Source organism: Desulfobacca acetoxidans DSM 11109, assembly GCF_000195295.1.
GTDB lineage: Bacteria > Desulfobacterota > Desulfobaccia > Desulfobaccales > Desulfobaccaceae > Desulfobacca > Desulfobacca acetoxidans.
In genome coordinates, this window is sequence record NC_015388.1 from 3048322 (window position 1) to 3067412 (window position 19091).

General features: G+C 54.3%; 22 protein-coding genes, 1 tRNA gene and 1 CRISPR repeat array. Of the genes, 6 read left to right on the top strand and 17 right to left on the bottom strand.

Annotated features, from left to right (window positions below; all coding sequences use genetic code 11):
• Positions 1–9 precede the first annotated feature (9 nt).
• The 3 genes from thpR to DESAC_RS13755 are packed head-to-tail and all read right to left on the bottom strand — an operon-like array spanning position 10 to position 2299.
• On the bottom strand, positions 10–594 hold the full coding sequence (gene thpR, locus DESAC_RS13745; protein ID WP_013707684.1) for an RNA 2',3'-cyclic phosphodiesterase: 585 nt from the start codon (positions 592–594) through the stop codon (positions 10–12).
• Positions 591–1838, bottom strand: coding sequence for a competence/damage-inducible protein A (locus tag DESAC_RS13750; protein WP_013707685.1), 1248 nt, complete (start codon positions 1836–1838; stop codon positions 591–593). Before DESAC_RS13750 ends, thpR begins: the two co-directional genes overlap by 4 nt.
• A complete protein-coding gene (locus DESAC_RS13755) occupies positions 1835–2299 on the bottom strand; it encodes a phosphatidylglycerophosphatase A family protein (protein WP_013707686.1) in 465 nt (154 codons plus the stop codon). Before DESAC_RS13755 ends, DESAC_RS13750 begins: the two co-directional genes overlap by 4 nt.
• A gap of 242 nt (positions 2300–2541) precedes the next feature.
• Between DESAC_RS13755 and lnt the strand changes: the two genes are divergently transcribed.
• From lnt to DESAC_RS13775, 4 genes are all read left to right on the top strand, one after another.
• A complete protein-coding gene (gene lnt, locus DESAC_RS13760; RefSeq protein ID WP_013707687.1) occupies positions 2542–4062 on the top strand; it encodes an apolipoprotein N-acyltransferase in 1521 nt (506 codons plus the stop codon).
• Positions 4059–4979, top strand: coding sequence for a GTPase Era (gene era / locus DESAC_RS13765; RefSeq protein WP_013707688.1), 921 nt, complete (start codon positions 4059–4061; stop codon positions 4977–4979). Before lnt ends, era begins: the two co-directional genes overlap by 4 nt.
• A gap of 132 nt (positions 4980–5111) precedes the next feature.
• The gene (locus DESAC_RS13770; RefSeq protein WP_013707689.1) at positions 5112–5585 is read left to right on the top strand and encodes a hypothetical protein; all 474 of its coding nucleotides are present in this window, start codon (positions 5112–5114) and stop codon (positions 5583–5585) included.
• A complete protein-coding gene (locus tag DESAC_RS13775; protein WP_013707690.1) occupies positions 5582–6691 on the top strand; it encodes a sensor histidine kinase in 1110 nt (369 codons plus the stop codon). Before DESAC_RS13770 ends, DESAC_RS13775 begins: the two co-directional genes overlap by 4 nt.
• A 74-nt stretch (positions 6692–6765) precedes the next feature.
• On the opposite strand, the gene DESAC_RS13780 is transcribed toward DESAC_RS13775, so the two are convergent.
• The 9 genes from DESAC_RS13780 to DESAC_RS13820 all read right to left on the bottom strand — a co-directional run bounded on the left by DESAC_RS13780 (position 6766) and on the right by DESAC_RS13820 (position 12010).
• Entirely contained in the window at positions 6766–7965 is a 1200-nt protein-coding gene (locus DESAC_RS13780) for a trans-sulfuration enzyme family protein (RefSeq protein WP_013707691.1), read from the bottom strand.
• 90 nt (positions 7966–8055) lie between these two features.
• Positions 8056–8130 (bottom strand) — tRNA-Val (locus tag DESAC_RS13785).
• An 81-nt stretch (positions 8131–8211) separates the two neighbouring features.
• Positions 8212–8673, bottom strand: coding sequence for a MamS/MamX family magnetosome protein (locus tag DESAC_RS13790; protein ID WP_013707692.1), 462 nt, complete (start codon positions 8671–8673; stop codon positions 8212–8214).
• 12 nt (positions 8674–8685) lie between these two features.
• On the bottom strand, positions 8686–8973 hold the full coding sequence (locus tag DESAC_RS13795; protein ID WP_013707693.1) for a hypothetical protein: 288 nt from the start codon (positions 8971–8973) through the stop codon (positions 8686–8688).
• A gap of 153 nt (positions 8974–9126) precedes the next feature.
• Positions 9127–9630, bottom strand: coding sequence for a Spy/CpxP family protein refolding chaperone (locus DESAC_RS13800; RefSeq protein ID WP_013707694.1), 504 nt, complete (start codon positions 9628–9630; stop codon positions 9127–9129).
• Complete coding sequence (locus tag DESAC_RS15485) at positions 9627–10058, bottom strand: zf-HC2 domain-containing protein (protein ID WP_013707695.1); 432 nt, start codon at positions 10056–10058, stop codon at positions 9627–9629. The genes DESAC_RS13800 and DESAC_RS15485 overlap by 4 nt, the downstream gene beginning before the upstream one ends.
• 331 nt (positions 10059–10389) lie before the next feature.
• Positions 10390–10791 (bottom strand): Hsp20/alpha crystallin family protein, encoded by a 402-nt coding sequence (locus tag DESAC_RS13810; protein WP_013707696.1) that lies wholly within the window; start codon positions 10789–10791, stop codon positions 10390–10392.
• 15 nt (positions 10792–10806) lie between these two features.
• Positions 10807–11256 carry an Hsp20/alpha crystallin family protein gene (locus DESAC_RS13815; RefSeq protein ID WP_013707697.1) on the bottom strand — a complete coding sequence of 150 codons (450 nt, stop codon included), beginning with the start codon at positions 11254–11256 and terminating at the stop codon, positions 10807–10809.
• A 220-nt stretch (positions 11257–11476) separates the two neighbouring features.
• On the bottom strand, positions 11477–12010 hold the full coding sequence (locus DESAC_RS13820) for a deoxycytidylate deaminase (RefSeq protein ID WP_218915685.1): 534 nt from the start codon (positions 12008–12010) through the stop codon (positions 11477–11479).
• A 499-nt stretch (positions 12011–12509) separates the two neighbouring features.
• On the opposite strand from DESAC_RS13820, the gene rnr reads away from it, so the two are divergent.
• Both rnr and DESAC_RS13830 read left to right on the top strand, forming a co-directional pair.
• Positions 12510–14657, top strand: a complete 2148-nt coding sequence (rnr, locus tag DESAC_RS13825) for a ribonuclease R (protein ID WP_052301970.1) — start codon at positions 12510–12512, stop codon at positions 14655–14657.
• A gap of 644 nt (positions 14658–15301) precedes the next feature.
• Entirely contained in the window at positions 15302–15946 is a 645-nt protein-coding gene (locus tag DESAC_RS13830; protein ID WP_013707701.1) for a hypothetical protein, read from the top strand.
• A gap of 534 nt (positions 15947–16480) precedes the next feature.
• On the opposite strand, the gene DESAC_RS13835 is transcribed toward DESAC_RS13830, so the two are convergent.
• From DESAC_RS13835 to DESAC_RS13860, 5 genes are all read right to left on the bottom strand, one after another.
• A complete protein-coding gene (locus DESAC_RS13835) occupies positions 16481–16699 on the bottom strand; it encodes a four helix bundle protein (RefSeq protein ID WP_237671361.1) in 219 nt (72 codons plus the stop codon).
• Complete coding sequence (locus DESAC_RS15925; protein WP_237671362.1) at positions 16696–16914, bottom strand: four helix bundle protein; 219 nt, start codon at positions 16912–16914, stop codon at positions 16696–16698. Before DESAC_RS15925 ends, DESAC_RS13835 begins: the two co-directional genes overlap by 4 nt.
• 211 nt (positions 16915–17125) lie before the next feature.
• On the bottom strand, positions 17126–17443 hold the full coding sequence (locus DESAC_RS13850; protein ID WP_237671397.1) for a four helix bundle protein: 318 nt from the start codon (positions 17441–17443) through the stop codon (positions 17126–17128).
• Positions 17444–17604: 161 nt separating this feature from the next.
• Positions 17605–17823: a four helix bundle protein gene (locus DESAC_RS13855; RefSeq protein ID WP_237671361.1), complete on the bottom strand. Its 219-nt coding sequence runs from the start codon at positions 17821–17823 to the stop codon at positions 17605–17607.
• Entirely contained in the window at positions 17820–18137 is a 318-nt protein-coding gene (locus tag DESAC_RS13860) for a four helix bundle protein (protein WP_237671398.1), read from the bottom strand. Before DESAC_RS13860 ends, DESAC_RS13855 begins: the two co-directional genes overlap by 4 nt.
• A gap of 88 nt (positions 18138–18225) precedes the next feature.
• Positions 18226–18725: direct repeats of the CRISPR family, unit length 37 nt; unit sequence GTCGCAATCCCTTCGTAATCAGGTCAATGAAGCAGAG.
• Positions 18726–19091: the final 366 nt, after the last annotated feature.

A 19091-nucleotide genomic window follows, 5' to 3' on the forward strand; every position in this document is an offset into this window, starting at 1 on the left:
GCATCTTAGTCAGCACCCAGCAGTCAATGTGTCACCATTTAACTTTATCTCCTGCAGCACGGTGTAGAGCGATCCCTGAGGGCGTAGAGTGCTGCGATAAAGAACTACACAAGTTACCGAAAAATCGTCAAACTTGGGGAGGACGACGCCCTCCAGCAGTTGCTGCAACTGCTCCCGCCCTCGGTTGGAACGGACCCGGCCCAGGGTCAGGTGCGGGGTAAACTTCCGCTTTTCAGCAGGAAATCCGAGGAGAGCAAAAACCTGCTCCAAACTCCGATGCAGGCGCGTCAAGCTCTCGGTCTGGCCGTTGAGGCCCAGCCAGATCACCCGGGGATTGCGGAAACTGGGGAATGCCCCCACTCCCTCTGCTCCCAACAGAAAAGGCGGGGTAGTCCGGGCGATACCGGCTGCCGCTTGGATAATCGCCTCGATCTGAGAGGCATCGATGTCTCCGAAAAACTTCAATGTCAGATGGATATTATCCACCGACGACCACCGCACGTCGGCGCCGCTCTTTTTGAGATAACCCTGTACCTCTGACAACCCGTTCCGGTAACTCTTGGGCAGATCAACGGCTAAAAAGGCCCGGATCATTGCAGTTCTCGCCGGAGCCAGTCCATGGCGGTCTGGGCCGTGAGTATTTTGATTTCCTCGCGGCTGCCCTGGAAGAGACAGTGTCGGGTTTTGACCCCCTGAGGTCCGGCCAGACCCAGGTAAACGGTGCCGACGGGTTTTTTGGGCGATCCTCCCGTAGGCCCGGCGATACCGGTGACTGCCAGGCTGTACGACACCCCGAAAACATCCCGGACACCCACCGCCATGGCCGCTGCTGTCGGTCCGCTGACGGCGCCGTGGGTGTGCAGAGTTGACTCCGGAACATGCAGGAGGTTTACTTTCGCCCGATTGCTGTAAGTCACTACCCCACCTTGAAAGTAGTCGGAACTGCCAGGGATATTCGTCAGCCGGTGGCAGATCAGGCCGCCGCTGCAGGATTCGGCCACTGCCAGGGTCAACTGCCGAACCCGCAGTTGTCGACCCAGAATTTCCTCCAGGGTGTCGTCGCTTCCACCCAAAAAGGCGTCGCCAGCCTGAGCGGCAAGCTCTTGGGCTACAGCCTCCAGCTTTTTTTCCAGTGCCTCCGACTTGGGCCCGCGCACAGTCAGGGTAAGGTGGTTCTCGGGAAAATTGGGATAGTAGCCAACGCTGACCCCCTGATGGTCCTGGGCCAAGTTCTGGAAAAGGTCCTCCAGTTCGGTTTCGTGCAGCCCGAAAAAACGCAGGGTACGTTCACAGACCGCTTCGCCCCCGGCGGCTGCCAGGAGGAGGGCCGGCAAGACATAGTTGTCGAATAACAGGCGCATTTCCCGAGGCACGCCGGGAAGAAAATAGAGCCTCGCCCCCTGATGGTTCAGGTAGAAGCCGCAGGCGGCGCCATTAGGATCCAAGATACAAGCGCCCTGCGGTACCAGGGCCAGACGGGCAAACCGCTCCTCCCAAGGAAGCCCCCGCAAACGAAAACACTCCCTTAGGCGCGCCAGCAGATATTCATCCTGACGCAGCGGTAGATGCAGCACTTCCGCCGCTGCCGCGGCGGTGATGTCATCCTCCGTCGGCCCCAAACCACCGGTAACGATAATGAACCGGGAACGGCTGAGCCCCCGGGACAGGGTATCTTGAAACAGCGGGGCGGCGTCGCCCAGGATGGTGATGACCTGAACCTTGAGTCCCGCAGCATGGAGGCGGACGGCGGCATAACGCGCATTGGCATCGGCGATCCGACCGCTAAGAAGCTCATTGCCGGTAGTGATTATCTCTCCTAAGAAATCTGCAGTACTCACGGAATCATAAACCTTATCAGTGCAGTCAGCACGAGCCAGGCATAGAGTCCGGCCACTACATCGTCCAGCATGATCCCCAGCCCCCCGGTCAGACGGGTATTTATCAGACCGGCGGGAAAAGGTTTGACAATATCAAACAGCCGGAACAGCGCCAGGCTCATAAGCATAAAGAAAACATTCCTGGGACAGCCCGCCAGGGCGATAAGCTGCCCCACAACCTCATCAATAACGATAACCGGCGCATCATGCTGCTTCAGCAGCGTCTCCGCCCTGCCGCTCAGGTAGATTCCGCCAATGAGCAGTACTATGATCGTCAGGCTGTACTTTAGAATACTTAGGGGTTGGAGAAGCCACCACAAAGGCAGGACCGCCAATGATCCCCAGGTGCCGGGCGCCAGCGGCAGCCTGCCCGCCCCAAACCAGGAGGCTAGTAACACGATTAGCTTATCCTGCCGACTCATGCCGAAGTATCTAAGCGCCCGGCCAAATCTAGACTTTCTAGTTGAAAATACATGGATATGCCTCTTCTGTCAAGGGCTGTTGCAGCAACCGGCAGTGCTAGCGGCAAAAGCTCCGCCAGGAGAGATTAACGGTTGTGCCGACTCCAGAAATACCGCATAATAATATATACGGCCAGAGCAATTATAGCGTCAACTAGCTCAATGGTTCAAGGTCATTTAATCTGCAGAGGATTTCTATCTCTATGCTTTTCAAACTTCTCGCGGCCGCTCTTTCCGGTCTGTTGCTGGCCATAGCGCTGCCAAAATTCAATATTGCCTATTGCCTGTGGATCGGACTCATACCATTGCTCTGGGCCCTCCAGGGAACCAGCGGCCGCAAGGCCTTTCTGGTCGGTTTGATCAACGGACTGGCCCAAAACCTGGGCACCCTTTATTGGATCATGTACGTCACCGTGGTGTATGGCAAGCTACCGGCACCCGTGGGGGGAATCATTCTTCTCCTGCTGGCCGCCTATATCAGTTTATACCGCGGTCTTTGGGCCTGGCTCTACACCTGGGGAGAAACCCGCGGACTGGCCGGCTACTGGTGGGGTCCAGCCCTGTGGGTGAGTCTGGAGTTTGTGCAGACCTATATGTTCTCCGGCTTCCCCTGGATGCTGTTAGGCTACGGGTTGCACCAATCCCCCTATCTCATACAAGTTGTAGATATAACAGGTACATACGGTCTGGCCGCCCTCATCGTCATGGTTAATATCGGTCTGTATCAATTGCTGCAAGGCTGGGCCGTCGGTCGCGCCAGGTTCCGCCCGCTGGCCATCAGCCTGGTTTTTCTTGGTATTGCCCTGGGGTATGGCTACTTCCGCCTGCCGCAGGTGCAGCAGCAGATGGCCCAGAGCCCTACGGCGAAGCTCTCGGTGGTTCAAGGAAATATCGAGCAGGGGCGGAAATGGGATCCTCACTATCAGGGAGAGACAATCAATATTTACGGTGAATTAACCCGAAAAAGCAGCATTCAGCAGCCACAGGTGATTGTCTGGCCGGAGACCGCCGCACCCTTCTTTTTCCTGCGTGATAAAGAACTGTCAGCCCGGCTGATTAACATTGCCCGGCAGAACGGGTCTTATCTTTTCTTCGGCAGCCCGGCCTTTGAATTCGGCCCCGCTGGAGAGTTCTTTTTTAACCGGGCGTACCTGTTGTCGCCGGACGGCGAGGTAGTTGGTTCATATGATAAGGCCCACCTGGTACCGTATGGCGAATATGTCCCCCTGAGGCGTCTTTTTCCCTTTATCGGCAAAATGGTACCGATGGTGGGAGACTTTAAAGAGGGTCCCCCCGGCGTGGTGCTGGCACTACCCCAGGTCAATCTGGGATCGCTCATCTGTTTTGAATCCATCTTCCCCTATTTAAGCCGGGCAATGGTACGGAACGGGGCGAATGTCCTGGTAAACATCACCAATGACGCCTGGTTTGGCCGGACCAGCGCCCCCTATCAGCATCTGGCCATGGCCGTAGTCCGGGCAGTGGAAAATCGCGTGGCGCTGGCCCGAGCCGCCAACACCGGCGTCAGCGCCTTAGCAACCCCGGACGGCGGCATTCTCTGGACCTCCGAACTCTATACAACTGCGGCCCACACCGCCGCCCTACCGTTGCTTTCGGGCGGCAGTTTCTATACCCGCTATGGCGATATTTTTTCCTGGTCGGCTATTGGCCTGACTATTTTGGGGCTGGCCAGCGGTCTGGCCCTTGGAAGACGGCGGCGATGAGTCAGACGGAAAGGGAAAGAGTCAAAACCGAATTCCGCTGTGGCTATGTGGCTCTAGGCGGCGTTCCCAACGTCGGCAAATCGACCCTCCTCAACCGCCTGGTGGCGGAAAAACTGGCCATCACCTCACCCAAACCCCAAACCACCCGTCACCGTCTCCTGGGAATAGTTCATCTCCCCCGGGCTCAACTGCTGTTTATGGACATGCCCGGCATTATCGACCCTGGCTCCCTCTTGAATGAGAGCCTGGTCAACACCGCCCTCGGAACCTTAAAAGATGCCGACGTAGTGGTCTGGCTGGTAACGCCTCAGGAAACCGCGGCCGAAAGCCGGGTGATCCTTCCCCACATACGCCTGCTGGCCAAACCGGTGGTCATCGCCATCAATAAAATCGACACAATCCCGAAGTTGGAGATTCTCCCCCTTATTGAGTTTTACCACTCTCTTCTACCCGAAGCGCCAGTGACGCCAGTGGCCGCCCTTACCGGGGATGGCCTGCCCCATCTCTTAACTGAAATTATTAACCTGTTGCCGAAAGCGCCCCCTCTCTACCCCGATGATCAGCTCACCGACCAGACCGAGCGCTTTCTGGCCGCGGAATTTATCCGGGAACGGGTTTTTCACCACACTGCCGAGGAAATTCCCTATGCCGCTGCAGTACAGCTCGAAGAATTTGACGAAAAGGATCGCCCCCGCCTGATCCGCCTGCGGGCCGTCATCTATGTGGAGCGCGACTCTCAAAAGGCCATCATGATCGGCAGAAAGGGCGCCCGCTTGAAAGCCATCGGCCAGGAGGCCCGGATCGATCTGGAAATTCTTTTGGGATGCAAGGTCTATCTCGAACTATGGGTCAAGGTCTGGAAAAATTGGCGTAAGGACCCGCGAGCCCTCAAGGAACTAGGATATTTAATTTCCTGACCGAAAAGTTCGATAAATATGTATTAGGCCAATCTGAGAATCCGGAAGGCGGGATGCGCTTCGCTTTCCCGTCCACGTTTTCTACAGTTCTTGTCTTTACTCAAGATCAAGCACCCGGCACTCAATAAGATTATGTCATTCTCTGCTTCTCAGATAAAATCGGTGATCATCTTGTTGGGCGGTTGCCTTACGCTGGCCCCGCGGGCGGCTGGCGCGATTCAGACGCATGGTCCTCCCGAGGGCTTGTATGTCCATCAACTAGGACATCTGTGCTTTCTTACCGCTATGGTGTTTATCTGCTTGGTCATCTGGAGGCGGGGCCTGCGCCGCCAGCGCGGTTTCCGTTATATCTTTCGTGCCGGCATTCTTCTGGCGCTCTGGAACTTATTGACTTTTTGGGGGCATTGGGCTGAAGAGCGGCTCAGTCCGACCGCAGTAAGCGATCAGGCGGGATACTTTTCCAGGCAGATACAGATTACTGACCTCCCTACCCTACTCTATTACCTGGCTAAATTGGACCATTTGATTCTGGTGCCAGCTATGTTGATGTTTTATCTGGGTCTGAGGGCTTTCGCTTCCGAAGGGCAATTCCTGGAGGACAGATGATTTGGTCGCTGACTCCGGTCCTGTTCGTTGATATTATCGGCTCGCTGCTGGTCATGACCCTGGCCGGCCTCAGTTTCATAACGGCGCGTCGCCTGCTGCGGCGGGAACCGGACAACGCTACCTGGATATTCTTGTTCTGGTTAAGTCTGGCCCTGATGACCTTCGCCATCTCCCGCTCCCTGGGCCACATCCTGAGCCACACCTTGATTATGGCCGAACATCCTGAAATCTGGGGAATTCTGGCACCCTTCAGCGGCTCCCTCAATACCTTTACCTTTATCCTGATCACCAGCGTTACGGCCTTCTTTTATCATTTCCGGCGCATCTATCAACGCATGTCCGCCAACCACGCAGAGCTGGAGAATTTCAGCCGTGATATTTTAAACCTCAACCGCGACCTGGAAACTATGGTGATGGAACGCACTATGGCGGAAATGGCCCTGGGCGTGGCGGATGGCATCCGCAACCCCATCTGCGTCATCGGGGGCTTCAGCCGCCTGCTTCTACGCCGGTTGGAACCTGATGACCCGACGCGCGAGTGGCTGACGAGCATAGCTGCAGAAACCAAACGCATGGAAGAAATGGTGGCCAAATTCGAGGCCCTGGCAGAAAAACGGGATTATTTCTTCAGTCAGGAGGACCTCAATTACGTGGCGCAGAACACCCTCACGACCCTCAGACCGGAATTCGACAACAAGTTGATTGATGTTCAGACCTCCTGGTGGCCTCAGCCGCTTATCGGCAAGATCAATGCCCATCTCTTGCGGGTGGCCCTATCGCATCTGCTGCGCAATGCCATTGAAGCCACCCCTCCCGGCGGCGTCATCACAGTGTCCACCACCGTACAGGGTGAGCTGGCCCATCTGGAAATCCAAGATACCGGCCGGGGAATGCCGGCCGAAGTGGTAGAGAGAATTTTCACCCCCTTCTACACCACCAAAATCGGCGGTACCGGTCTGGGTCTGGTCTTTGTCCAACAGATCATCGAAGAACACCGGGGGACGATTAAAATTGAAAGCGAAGTTGGCCGCGGCGCCCGAGTGCTGATCGATTTGCCGCAACGGTTTGGCCCCCGGAAAGAGTCGGATTTTCGCCCCTCAGAGTGAACGTAATCCGGTGGAGTAAGGCTTACCAACTTCATACCCTGCTACCGGATATACTCACTGGCAGCTACCGCCAACTAAGCAATCCGATTCAATGCCTGATTCAGATCGGCCCGGAGGTCCTCTATGGCCTCGCACCCCACGGACAGGCGTACCAAATCATCGGTCAGGCCGACCTGTTCCCGTTCCTGGCGGGGCAGGCTGGCGTGGGTCATGGAAGCCGGGTGTTGGATGAGTGATTCGACCCCGCCTAAAGAAACCGCCACAGTGATCAGTTTGAGGTGATTCATCAGGATTCGCCCCCCCTCAAGACCACTTTTGACCCCGAAACTGAGCATAAAGCCGAACCCCTCCATCTGCCGCCGGGCAATCCGGTACTGCGGATGATTGGGGAGACCCGGATAACTCACCCAGGCAACTTTTGGATGATTCTGTAAAAATTCCGCCAGATTCAAGGCATTGGCCTGGGCCCGCTCGAGGCGCAGGGCCAAGGTACGCATCCCCCGCCAGATCAGCCAGCCCTGATGCGGATCCATTGTCGCGCCGGTCAGGGTCACGAATTTTTTTATCTTCTTCTCTAGGCCATCATCCCGGCCCACAATCATACCCCCCAGGACATCGCTGTGGCCGTTTAAGGCCTTGGTCAGACTATGCACCACCAGGTCCGCCCCCAACTCCAGCGGACGCTGACAATACGGGGTGGCAAAGGTGTTGTCCACTATGAGCAAGGCACCTACCGCATGGGCCAGGCGGGCGGCGGCGGCTACGTCGGTAATTTTCATGGTAGGATTGGCCGGCGTCTCCAGAAACACCAGCTTCGGTCGGGTACCCAGGATTTCCTCCAATAACTCCGGGTTCGAAGTGTCGACAAAGAACGATCGGATGCCAAATCGTGGCAGTTCCCGTTGTATGACCACGCGAGTCGGACCGTAGAGGCAGTCTCCAGCCGCTACCCCTTCCCCCTGGCTCAATAAACTCAGTAACACGGTAGAAATGGCCGCCATGCCGGTGGCGGCAGCTACGGCCCAGGTACCGTTTTCCAAGACCGCCACGGCGTCTTCCAGGGCATTGACGGTGGGATTGTTCATCCGGGTATAAATATACCCCGACTGTTCCCCGGCAAACCGGGCCGCTCCCTCTTCGGCGCTGGTGAAGCCGAAGGTGGAGGTCTGAAAAATAGGAGGCGACACTTCTCCGAAGATGGCCTCTTTCATGCCGCCAGCATGAACCGCTAGAGTCTCTTTTCTCCATTCAGACGTCGCTTTTTCTTCGGCCATGAGCTAACCCCCTCCTGTTGGACCTGGTCATAACTCCAAAAACCAGAAAGGGGAAAGCGGTCTTAACCGTTTCCCCCTTATTCTTTTTTATGGTAGGCGGTGCTGGATTTGAACCAGCGGCTTCCACCGTGTGAGGATGGCACTCTACCCCTGAGTTAACCGCCCTTAAATAAGGCTATGTGTAACATGAAGCTCTCGGTTTGGCAAGATTTTTATCCGATAAAAGTATAACCGCCTTTCCCCTGATCATTGGGGTTGAGTGGGACCTCCGGGGCGTTGGCGGCCTCCCCCCTGGCCCCTCCAGACCGGCGTTCCCTGAGCATCGCGTAGCTTCAAGGTCTTACCGTGCCAGGTAACTTCAGCCGCCATGATGACTTCCCCTCGGCGGGTAGAAACCTTGGACCCGGTTACTTCCAGAGAGTCTCCTACCTGAGGGGCAAGTTTCTGCTGTTCCATGAACCAGGATGGCCCCAGGTGTATGAGAAAGGTGCCCTGAGCGGTCTTGAGCTGGATTAACTGCACCTGCCGGCCTGAGGGCGCCGCCCCGCCACGTCGGTTGATCACCTCCAGTTTTTCCACCTGTCCTTTCACAGTAACAACGGTCTGCGGATCATAAAAACGCCCGCCTTGAGCCCAGGCTTCTGATCCCAAACCCAGGACCAGCGCCAGGAAAAACGCTGGCAGAACCAGTCTGAACTCGCATGGCATAATCAACCTCCATTAATTGGCCGGAGCGGACTGCTGGGGAGTCTTCGCCGGTTGATTAGAGCAACTGCCATCCCGCAAGCGCTGCCGCTGTTTGTTGCCTTTTGATTGACGGCTACGTTTTTGATCCGCCTGGCAGCCGCTCCCGGTTTCCTGATCAGTAGCAGCATAAGGGCAGTCGCCGCTGCGGCCGCCTCCGCCCGGGCCGCGACCTCTGGACTGCGCCCAGGAAACTTCCGTGAGCAAGAAACCTAATCCCACGGCCAACACCAGAACGCCGCCCAACCATTTTTTCAGATTCATTGGTTTCCTCCGACTGTTAAAAAACCTTTTTATTGAAATTAACCCAACCCGAACAGATCGGCCGGATTAAAAGTATAAAGCCCGGGGTGATGATTGTTTGACCTCGCCTTATGGGAACAAACCCTGATCCCCAGGTTGTCCAACAGAGCATCTTTACCTCGGCCCCCCCAGCCCCCTACCCCGGTGGGGAGGCGGCCCACAGGAACCGGGCCCACAGAGTCGCTGGCCGACCCGATGCAACAATTCCTGTTGCTGCTCCGGCCGCAGGATTTTTTTGGCTTCCAGCAGAAAACCGACCATCTGCTGCTCCAAGGCATGCTGATTCTCATTGATCGTTCTGACGGTAGCGAAGATCTGTTCTTCGTTCGGCTTCTCCGCCTGTAACAGATGAAAGAGTTGCAGCCGCTGTTGGGCCAACTTTCCCAGGAGATCATGGCCCTTCTGACGATTGAGACGGAGCCGTTGCTCCAGGTCCAGTTTCTGCTGCTCATCGAGATTTAAAGCGTGCAAAACCTTACCCAGATGTGGTCTGGGGGGCCTGACTTCCATCCTATGGGCCAAGGTATCCTGGGTACGGAAGTAAATCAGAGCCCCGATGGTACCGAAGTTGAGGGCCAGGGAAAAAATTACCAGATAAAGCAGCCAATTTTTTTTCATAGACTATTGCCGTTGTCCGGGTCATAAGAAGCAAGCATAGCGCCTAATGACTGTGAGGGAATTGCTTCTAACTCCTCCTCCCAGGCCACTTGAGACCCATTAAGCCCCTGGGGATTGGCAACTTCATGCAGACTCATCCCCAACTGACTTCCGAGAAATATTCCGACTACCAGCGAAGCCGCCAGGGCCAGAGAAGGCCACCACGAACGGCAGCGGGAGGGCAGCCGAGTTAGCACCCGGTCTGCTAAATCCGCCGGAGCTCGCACCTGCTCCGCCGCCAGGGCTTCCCACAGTCGGCACCAGGCTTCGTACTCCCGTCGGCATTGGCTGCAGACGGCCAGGTGACTGCTGACCGAATCCCGCTGGCTCTCGGAAAGCTCCCCGTCTAAATAGGCCGAGAAATAATCCTGGATTTTTTGGCAATCCATGCTGGCCACTCCTTAACTGTAAAGTGAAACTGACCGCGTAGCCCTCCAGGTCCCTACCCACCACGTGAGGCTCTACGGACATCGACTTTCCCCTGGCGGTCATCCGGATAATACCGCGAAGAATCTTGTTGCTATGAAACGTGCGGCGATCCTTCGAGATGTTTCAGGCGGCAGAAAACCATCTCACCAAAGGCACTATAAAAATTGGCGATGGGTGTTGCTAACTAAAACACTTATAGATCACCCATCCGGCGCCGTATCAGCTATTATACGATATAAAAAATGAAAAAGGGAGGCCCCCTGGCCTCCCCGAAAGGTTGAATTGATGGGATTATGCAGTCTTGACTTCAATTTTGCGAGGTTTAGCGCGCTCCACTTTGGGCAACACCAGCCGCAGGACACCATCTTTCATAGCAGCCTCGATGCGGCTCTGATCTACTATCTGGCCCAGGGTAAATTCCCGGAGAAAGTTCCCGGTGTCATACTCCCGAACCAGGAGATGTTCCCCTTGACCCATAGGCGGGCTGATCTCACCGCTGATAGTCAATTGATCTTCTTTCAAATCGATATTAACCTTATCCGATGCTACCCCTGGCATGTCTGCCAGCAGGACGATGGCTTCAGGGGTCTCGTAGATATCTACTGCCGGTAGAAAAACCCTTCCCGGGCGGGTGGTCTCCATCTTGACCGGTGCGGCTTCTTTCTCTTTGGGTTGTAGTTCCTTATCAGCCATAAAGCTCACCTCCTGTCAGACGCACTTCACAGTAATCTGTTTGGGTTTTACCTCTTCCGGTTTTGCCAGGGTGACGGTGAGAATACCGTTCTTAAAGGCTGCTTCCACTTTGGCGGCATCCAGACGTTCGGGCAGGCGGATGACGCGGCGGAAAGAGCCGGCCTCCCGCTCCCGGCGGTGATAGCCCACGACCTTTTCTTCAGTCGGAATCTTGCGTTCACCCCGAACCCTGAGCTTACAATCCTCTAGAGTGATTTCAATATCTTCGGGATGGACGCCGGCCAGTTCAGCCCGGACGTAAAAATTTTCTTTATCTTCCGAGATGTTTAAGAGAGGGAAAACCCCAACCCGGCGGCGATAACGCTCCGGACCAATAGCCTGTTCCCATAACCGGTCCATTTCCCGACGCAATTGATCCAGATCGCGAAAAGGTTCCCAGGACGGCTCAAAGGTATACCACGGCATATCTTTATACCCTCCTTATCTTTAAGATATATTTGATTAAATCGGTTTTTGAGTCGTATATTTATTAGGTAAGCACGAGGCGGCCGAGCGTCAAGAGGCGCATAAGCTCAAAAGGGAAAAAGACGTTAGACCAATATCGATGGTTTGGATGAAGGTAGTCGGGGCGTTATCAGGAAGCCAGTCTTTCAACCCCAAGCGCCGGTCAAGCCGTTTCAGTTCCTCAAACCGACAACAGACGCCGCCGGGAGGTAATTTCGCTTAGAGCCGGTACGACGTTGGCCAGCGTTTCAGGACTGATGACAAGCTGCTGGTAGACGGAAAATCCGGCTTCCCAGACCGCCTGCCGCCGCCAGTAGCGATCGCGGTCGGCGTCTTTGGAGTCATAACCCAACTCGAAGTAGACCCGGTCGATCTGGGCCGTGGCCAACAGCTTGAGACAGACATAGCAGGGCTCCAGAGTGACGTATAGGGAAGCCCCCTTGATAGCGACACCGTGCCGGGCGGCCTGGGCAATGGCATTGGCTTCGGCATGGGAAGCCCGACAGAAGTTATATTTATCCGAATCAGCCACCTGCAAAGCCCGGCGATGGCAATAGGGACTGCCATCCGGCATGGTCTGGTCGGTGCAATGGGGTGCGCCGGGCATGGAACCGTTATAGCCGGTGGCCAGAATCTGCCGGTCCTTGACTAACACCGCCCCAGTCGGCCGGGAGTTACAGGTGGAACGGGTACTCACCAGCTTGGCGATCAGCATAAAATATTCATCCCAGGAAGGGCGCATCTCTTAGAAACCACTTATCATTATCGGCTCTTGCAAGATTAATCTTTCCCTCCTTGGTCATTCTGAGCTGAGCGAATAATCTAATGTCCCTAAGAGGCAAAGATTTCCCACTTTGTCAAGGATGACCAAGACAGCTATTTGGCACGAGGTTCATTATGTTTAAAAACCACAACGGATCCTGCAAACCGAACCTTGGCAGTACTCACAATAATGCTTTTTCCACTTACTGCCCACTGCCCACTGCTTTCACATGAGAATGGTATACAAAAAAAGTCAGCAGGTCAATCTCCTACAAATTATGACTCCAATGCTGGCAGCTAGCAGCCTGGCCAAGAAAACTTCTTGTAGACCGACAGATCAAAAACATGATACATTCGGTTAGCAATTTATTTCGGTTCTTCTTGTCTCGGCTTGATTCAATTCCAAGAGATAGATGAGCCTTTTTAGGGTGAGGAATCTATATAGAACGATTATGAAAAAGACCCGCCAACGCCAGCGCCGCCTCTTGGAGGCAGTCATGCAGGTTTTCCGGGAGGTCCAGCATCCCCTTGGTCTGGAGGAGCTGGCCGCGCGGTTGGGAGAGCGCCCTTCCAAAAAGCGACAATTAGAGGAGTATCTTCAAGAGCTCATCAACGGGGGCAAGCTGGTAGCTCTGGAGGGAGGCCGCTACGGACTGACTGCCGCCATGAACCTCGTTGTCGGCCAGGTTTCGGTTCATCCCGACGGTTTCGGCTTTGTCACCCCCGAGAGCCAAACCGGAGATATCTTCATCAATCCTGGCAATCTCACCGAGGCCCTGCACGGTGACAAAGTGGTCGTGCGCCTGGAGCGCCGGGGGCGGCGGGGCAAACAGGAGGGTCGGATCATCCGGGTCCTGGAGCGCCGCGTGACGCGGGTTGTGGGGATTCTGCATGAGACCGGCAGCAGGTATTTTGTCGCTCCCGAAGACGAACACCTGCTTTTTGATCTAGTCATCCCGGATGATCACTCCCTGGCGCCGGTGGTGGGCCAGATGGTGGTTGCCGAAATTACCGACTACCCCTCGGCGCGGCTCAATCCCCTGGGCAAAATCGTGGAAGTCTTAGGTCCCCCGGAAGACCCCGCAGTGCAGGTCAAAGTGGTCATCCTGAAATACGAACTTCCTCACGAGTTTCCTGCTGCCGCTCAGCGGCAGGCCCTGGCTGCACCTCAAGATATACCGGAATCAGCCCGTTCAGGACGTCTGGACCTTACCCACCTGCCCATCATTACCATTGATCCTTTGCGGGCGCGGGATTTTGACGACGGCGTCGCCCTCATCAAAAAACCCGGCGGCGTTTCGGTGCTCTACGTTTCTATTGCCGATGTCAGCTACTACGTTCAACCCGGTTCGGCCCTGGACCAGGAGGCGGCCAAACGGGGGACCAGCGTCTACTTCCCTCAGCGGGTCCTGCCGATGCTTCCTCCGGAGCTGTCTACCGGCATCTGCAGTCTGAATCCGGGGGTGGAACGGTTGGCTGTAACGGTCATTCTCACCTATGACCGGCACGGACGGCTGAAGACCAAAGAATTTGCCCGCAGCATCATTCGCAGCCAGGACCGGTTGACCTATGACGAAGTGGAGCAGATTCTCCAGGGAGACCGCCAACTCCGACGGGGGCGTAAATCTCTGGTCAAAATGCTCACCCAGATGTCCGACCTCTGCCTCCTGCTGCGGGAGCACCGCCGTCAGCGAGGCAGCCTCCTGCTTACTATACCCGAGGCCGAAGTGCTGCTCAATGATCAGGGTATACCCTACCATATCCGCCGCCTGGATCACCTGCTCTCTCATCAGTTGATTGAAGAATTCATGATCGCCGCCAATGAGGCGGTAGCCGAATTTTTAGGCGAGCCTTGCATCTTCCGGGTGCATGATGTCCCCGAGGGTGATAAGTTGGCCGCTTTCCGACAATTCCTCGCCAAACTCGGGTTTGTCCTGCCCAAAGAGGTTGACCGCGACCCCCGCGCTTTAGTAAATTTTCTGGACAGCATCAAGGACCTGCCCCTGGCCTTCATGGTGCAGGTCATGCTCCTGCGCTCCCTGAAGCAGGCCCGGTATTCCAGTCACAACGTCGGCCACTACGGTCTGGCGTCTTCTTCCTATACCCATTTTACCTCCCCCATCCGGCGGTATCCTGATCTATTGGTCCACCGGTTGCTGTTAAGACGCCTCGAGAGTAAAACCATCTCCCCGCAGGAGGCCGAACAACTAGGGGAACAGGCCGAACAGCTTACCGTTCGGGAGCGGGTGGCAATCGAGGCCGAACGGGGAATGTTGGCCCGCATGCAGGTCCGGTGCCTGGCGGAGCACGTGGGCGAAATCTTCCACGGCGTCATCGTCGGCGTTACCGCCTTCGGATTTTTCGTCGCCCTGGACGAGATTTTTGCCGAGGGCCTGGTGCGGCTGGTCGACCTGCCCAACGACTACTATGCCTTTCAAGAATCCCGCATGCGATTGGTTGGCCGACGCACCGGCCGCAGCTTCCACATCGGCGACAAGGTCACCGTTCAGGTAGCCCGCGTGGACCTCCGCCGGCGGCATATCAACCTGCACCTGATTGAGGCAGAGGAACAGGAAAAGCAGGCAATGCATCTGCCCTGATCGGCGCTCATATCATAATGTTCTCATATTCCCGCCGCCCATCAAAATTCCGCCCAAGTTGTCACGTTCTGATGATCACAACGAAATATAAAAACCGAACCGTAGCGGCTGCTCACAATAATGTTTTTTCTGCCCACTGCCCACCGCTCACTGTTTTTATATAAGTTCACATGTTCTGCCGAACACAACGAAGCATGAAAACAGAGGCGTAGAGGCGTAGGTGGACATTGCCCACCCTACTACAAATACATTCTGTTTTTATATAAGTCATCCAACCTGGCTGCCCGTCATCCTGCCGCTCTTCCGCCATCCGGAAAAGTTCTAATAATTTCATAATCTTCACTATTGTAAAATTCTTTTTATTAGTTATTATCTGTGTTAATCTTTTTAAACATATCATCTACTTGATATGATTATATATATTAATATTATCGCAAATTTATGTTTAAAAATTAATACATTAATAGGCGTTGGGTAATTGGACAGGAATATAACCCATTGAATTATTAGCCTCTTTTTACTGGCGTAATTATTGCAGCAGGTCACGGTATAGTTTTTATTTTTCCCAAAGGAGGTGAAAGTATTTCATTGTTTTAACGTTCTTTCGAGATTTAACTGAAGGTATTCATTTCGGGAGGGAGATTATGAAAAGAAGGTGTTTAACCGGTTTAGTTTTATTAGGTTTTATTCTGATTCTCGCCGGAAGCGCTTCGGCCTTCTTCATGAACTTCGAAGAGGGTCTGGGCAATGACGGTGGCCAAATCGTCGGTATCCCGGGGGTAACCTTTACTAATTCCGCCGGCTTGAACTGGAGGTATTGCGACATCACTACCGGCGGCTACAATGTTACGTCTGTAAATAAAGGCGTTAGCTATGGCACCGGCTATTACAACATGTATGATTATGTCTGCGCCTGGTTGGGAACCTCGGGTAATTGGGGCCGGATTGATTTTGACGATCAGAACGGCACCTGGTTCCAAACCGGCGTCAGCAGCTACTCGAATTTCTCTGTAGAGGCTTATGACGCCGCTGATAATCTCCTCGACAGTGCATCAACCGGGCCTTGTACCCGCCAGCAGGGTTATACCGATATGGTATGGCTGCGGGTAGATGCGCCGGTTGGCCAAAACATTTCTTACGTCATTGTCCATGATAGCGGCAATTATTGGGAAGTTGACAATATGACCGGTGATATGGCCGGCGGGACGGTCCCGCTGCCGGGCAGCCTACTGCTTCTGGCCAGCGGCATGATCATTCTCTTGGGATATAGGAAGGTCAACAAGGTCTAAGCACCTCCCCACACCAGCGGAAGGATATGATAAAGGGCAGGCGCTTTTAGCCTGCCCTTTCCTATCAGTATACCGGGGTGTCGCTAAAAAAGAAAAAAGGTTAGCTCCGGTAAACTTAGCCCTTCGATTCTAGGCTTTGGTGGAGCTGGACGGAGTCGAATCGACGACCGCTTGAATGCAATTTTATTGAAATGTCCTTCTGAGAATAGATCTAGGAATAGTAGGCAGTGCCCACCCTACATGTAAAAACCTCGATGGCTCGATAATTGCCCTTGCCTGTAGGTCACCCGCAAACCATGAAAATCGGTGTCGGACCATTCCAGCAGGCGGGGTGCGCTCCGCTCCCCCTTCGTGGCAACCAGGTACACCGCCTTCGCCAGCTACCGAGCCTTCTGCCAAGCAATCAAATCTTCGAAGCGTTGTATTTTACTCAGTCCTCGCTACTCGTACCTGGCTTTATCGTCGCAATCCCTTCTAATCAGGCCAAGGGCAGTAACGAGGGCCGAGGACTGAGGACTGAGTGGTGAAGCTTCCTCAACCCTTCTGCTTCTCCACGGACGCCCGCAGACCTCCTAAAATGCGGGAGAGTTCCTCGGTCATGGCATGCAGCCGGGTAAATGTTTCTTGATCAAGATAGCCAATATCAAGGGCGAGATAGAGATGCGACCGTAATTCGGCGCAAGAGGATTTGGCACAGGCCAAGGGCAGTAACGAGGGCCGAGGACTGAGGACTGAGTGGTGAAGCTTCCTCAACCCTTCTGCTTCTCCACGGACGCCCCCAAACCTCCTAAAATGCGGGAGGGTTCCTCGGTCATAGCATGCAGCCGGGAAAATGTTTCTTGATCAAGATAGCCAATATCAAGGGCGAGATAGAGATGCGACCGTAATTCGGCGCAAGAGGATTTGGCACAGGCCAAGGGCAGCAACGAGGGCCGAGGACTGAGGACTGAGTGGTGAAGCTTCCTCAACCCTTCTGCTTCTCCACGGACGCCCGGAGACCTCCTAAAATGCGGGAGAGTTCCTCGGTCATAGCATGCAGCCGGGAAAATGTTTCTTAATCAAGATAGCCAATATCAAGGGCGAGATAGAGATGCGACCGTAATTCGGCGCAAGAGGATTTGGCACAGGCCAAGGGCAGTAACGAGGGCCGAGGACTGAGGACTGAGTGGTGAAGCTTCCTCAACCCTTCTGCTTCTCCACGGACGCCCCCAAACCTCCTAAAATGCGGGAGAGTTCCTCGGTCATAGCATGCAGCCGGGTAAATGTTTCTTGATCAAGATAGCCAATATCAAGGGCGAGATAGAGATGCGACCGTAATTCGGCGCAAGAGGATTTGGCAATGGAAATAAACTGATGGAATTCGGTCCGTCGGCCCCGTTCAAACCCTTCCGCCAAATTGGCCATGACTGATACGGCCGACCGCCTGATCTGATCCCGAAACCCAAAATCCCGAGACAATTCCCCCTTCGTGGCAACCAGGTACACCGCCTTAGCCAGCTACCGAGCCTTCTGCCAAGCAATCAAATCTTCGAAGCGTTGTATTTTACTCAGTCCTCAGTCCTCGCTACTCGTACCTGGCTTTATCGTCACAATCCCTTCTAATCAGGCCAAGGGCAGTAACGAGGGCCGAGGACTGAGGACTGAGTGGTGAAGCTTCCTCAACCCTTCTGCTTCTCCACGGACGCCCGGAGACCTCCTAAAATTCGGGAGAGTTCCTCGGTCATGGCATGCAGCCGGGTAAATGTTTCTTGATCAAGATAGCCAATATCAAGGGCGAGATAGAGATGCGACCGTAATTCGGCGCAAGAGGATTTGGCACAGGCCAAGGGCAGTAACGAGGGCCGAGGACTGAGGACCGAGTGGTGAAGCTTCCTCAACCCTTCTGCTTCTCCACGGACGCCCGGAGACCTCCTAAAATTCGGGAGAGTTCCTCGGTCATGGCATGCAGCCGGGAAAATGTTTCTTGATCAAGATAGCCAATATCAAGGGCGAGATAGAGATGCGACCGTAATTCGGCGCAAGAGGATTTGGCAATGGAAATAAACTGATGGAATTCGGTCCGTCGGCCCCGTTCAAACCCTTCCGCCAAATTGGCCATGACTGATACGGCCGACCGCCTGATCTGATCCCGAAACCCAAAATCCCGAGACAATTCCCCCTTCGTGGCAACCAGGTACACCGCCTTAGCCAGCTACCGAGCCTTCTGCCAAGCAATCAAATCTTCGAAGCGTTGTATTTTACTCAGTCCTCAGTCCTCGCTACTCGTACCTGGCTTTATCGTCGCAATCCCTTCGTAATCAGGTCAATGAAGCAGAGTATGGGCCGTGGAAAACGTCAATTTGATTGAGAAAATCCTGGTCGCAATCCCTTCGTAATCAGGTCAATGAAGCAGAGCGGTCTCTTGTTCCTCGGGTAGTGCCGGGATTTGGTCTTGTCGCAATCCCTTCGTAATCAGGTCAATGAAGCAGAGTCACATATTCACAGGGATTTCAATGCAGCCTTGATCTCGGCGTCGCAATCCCTTCGTAATCAGGTCAATGAAGCAGAGGAAAGCCAAAGCTGCTGCTGAGGGGATCAGCTACGAAGAGCTGAGTCGCAATCCCTTCGTAATCAGGTCAATGAAGCAGAGAGAGAGCAAGTGGAAACTGCGCTTCGGAATAGAGCCAAAGGTCGCAATCCCTTCGTAATCAGGTCAATGAAGCAGAGACCATTTGGGGGCTAGAGTCCCTGGAGGCCACTGGCGTCGCAATCCCTTCGTAATCAGGTCAATGAAGCAGAGAGCAGGTTTTATGCCGCTCAGCGAGCATCCTTGCTTTTTAGCTAACCACAACCATAGAGGACATGTCAAGAGAAAAATTGCTCTTTTCGTTATTCCCGAAATAAGTTTGAAGATGTCCCGGAATAAAATGCCGACTTCGCAGAGTGCATGTTCACAATCTCGATATCTATTGATTAATACTAGTATATTAGGATTATTGAATATTTGAAGATCCCAAAAATATTTCCTGAAAAGGACATCTTCAAACTTTTGGCGCTTGTGAGCTTGTATCTATTTTTTGTCATGGCTACCATATTGAATTATTTATAGATATAGATGCGATTGTTGGGCCTTGAGGGGCCAAAACCAAAAAGTTTGAAGATCCCC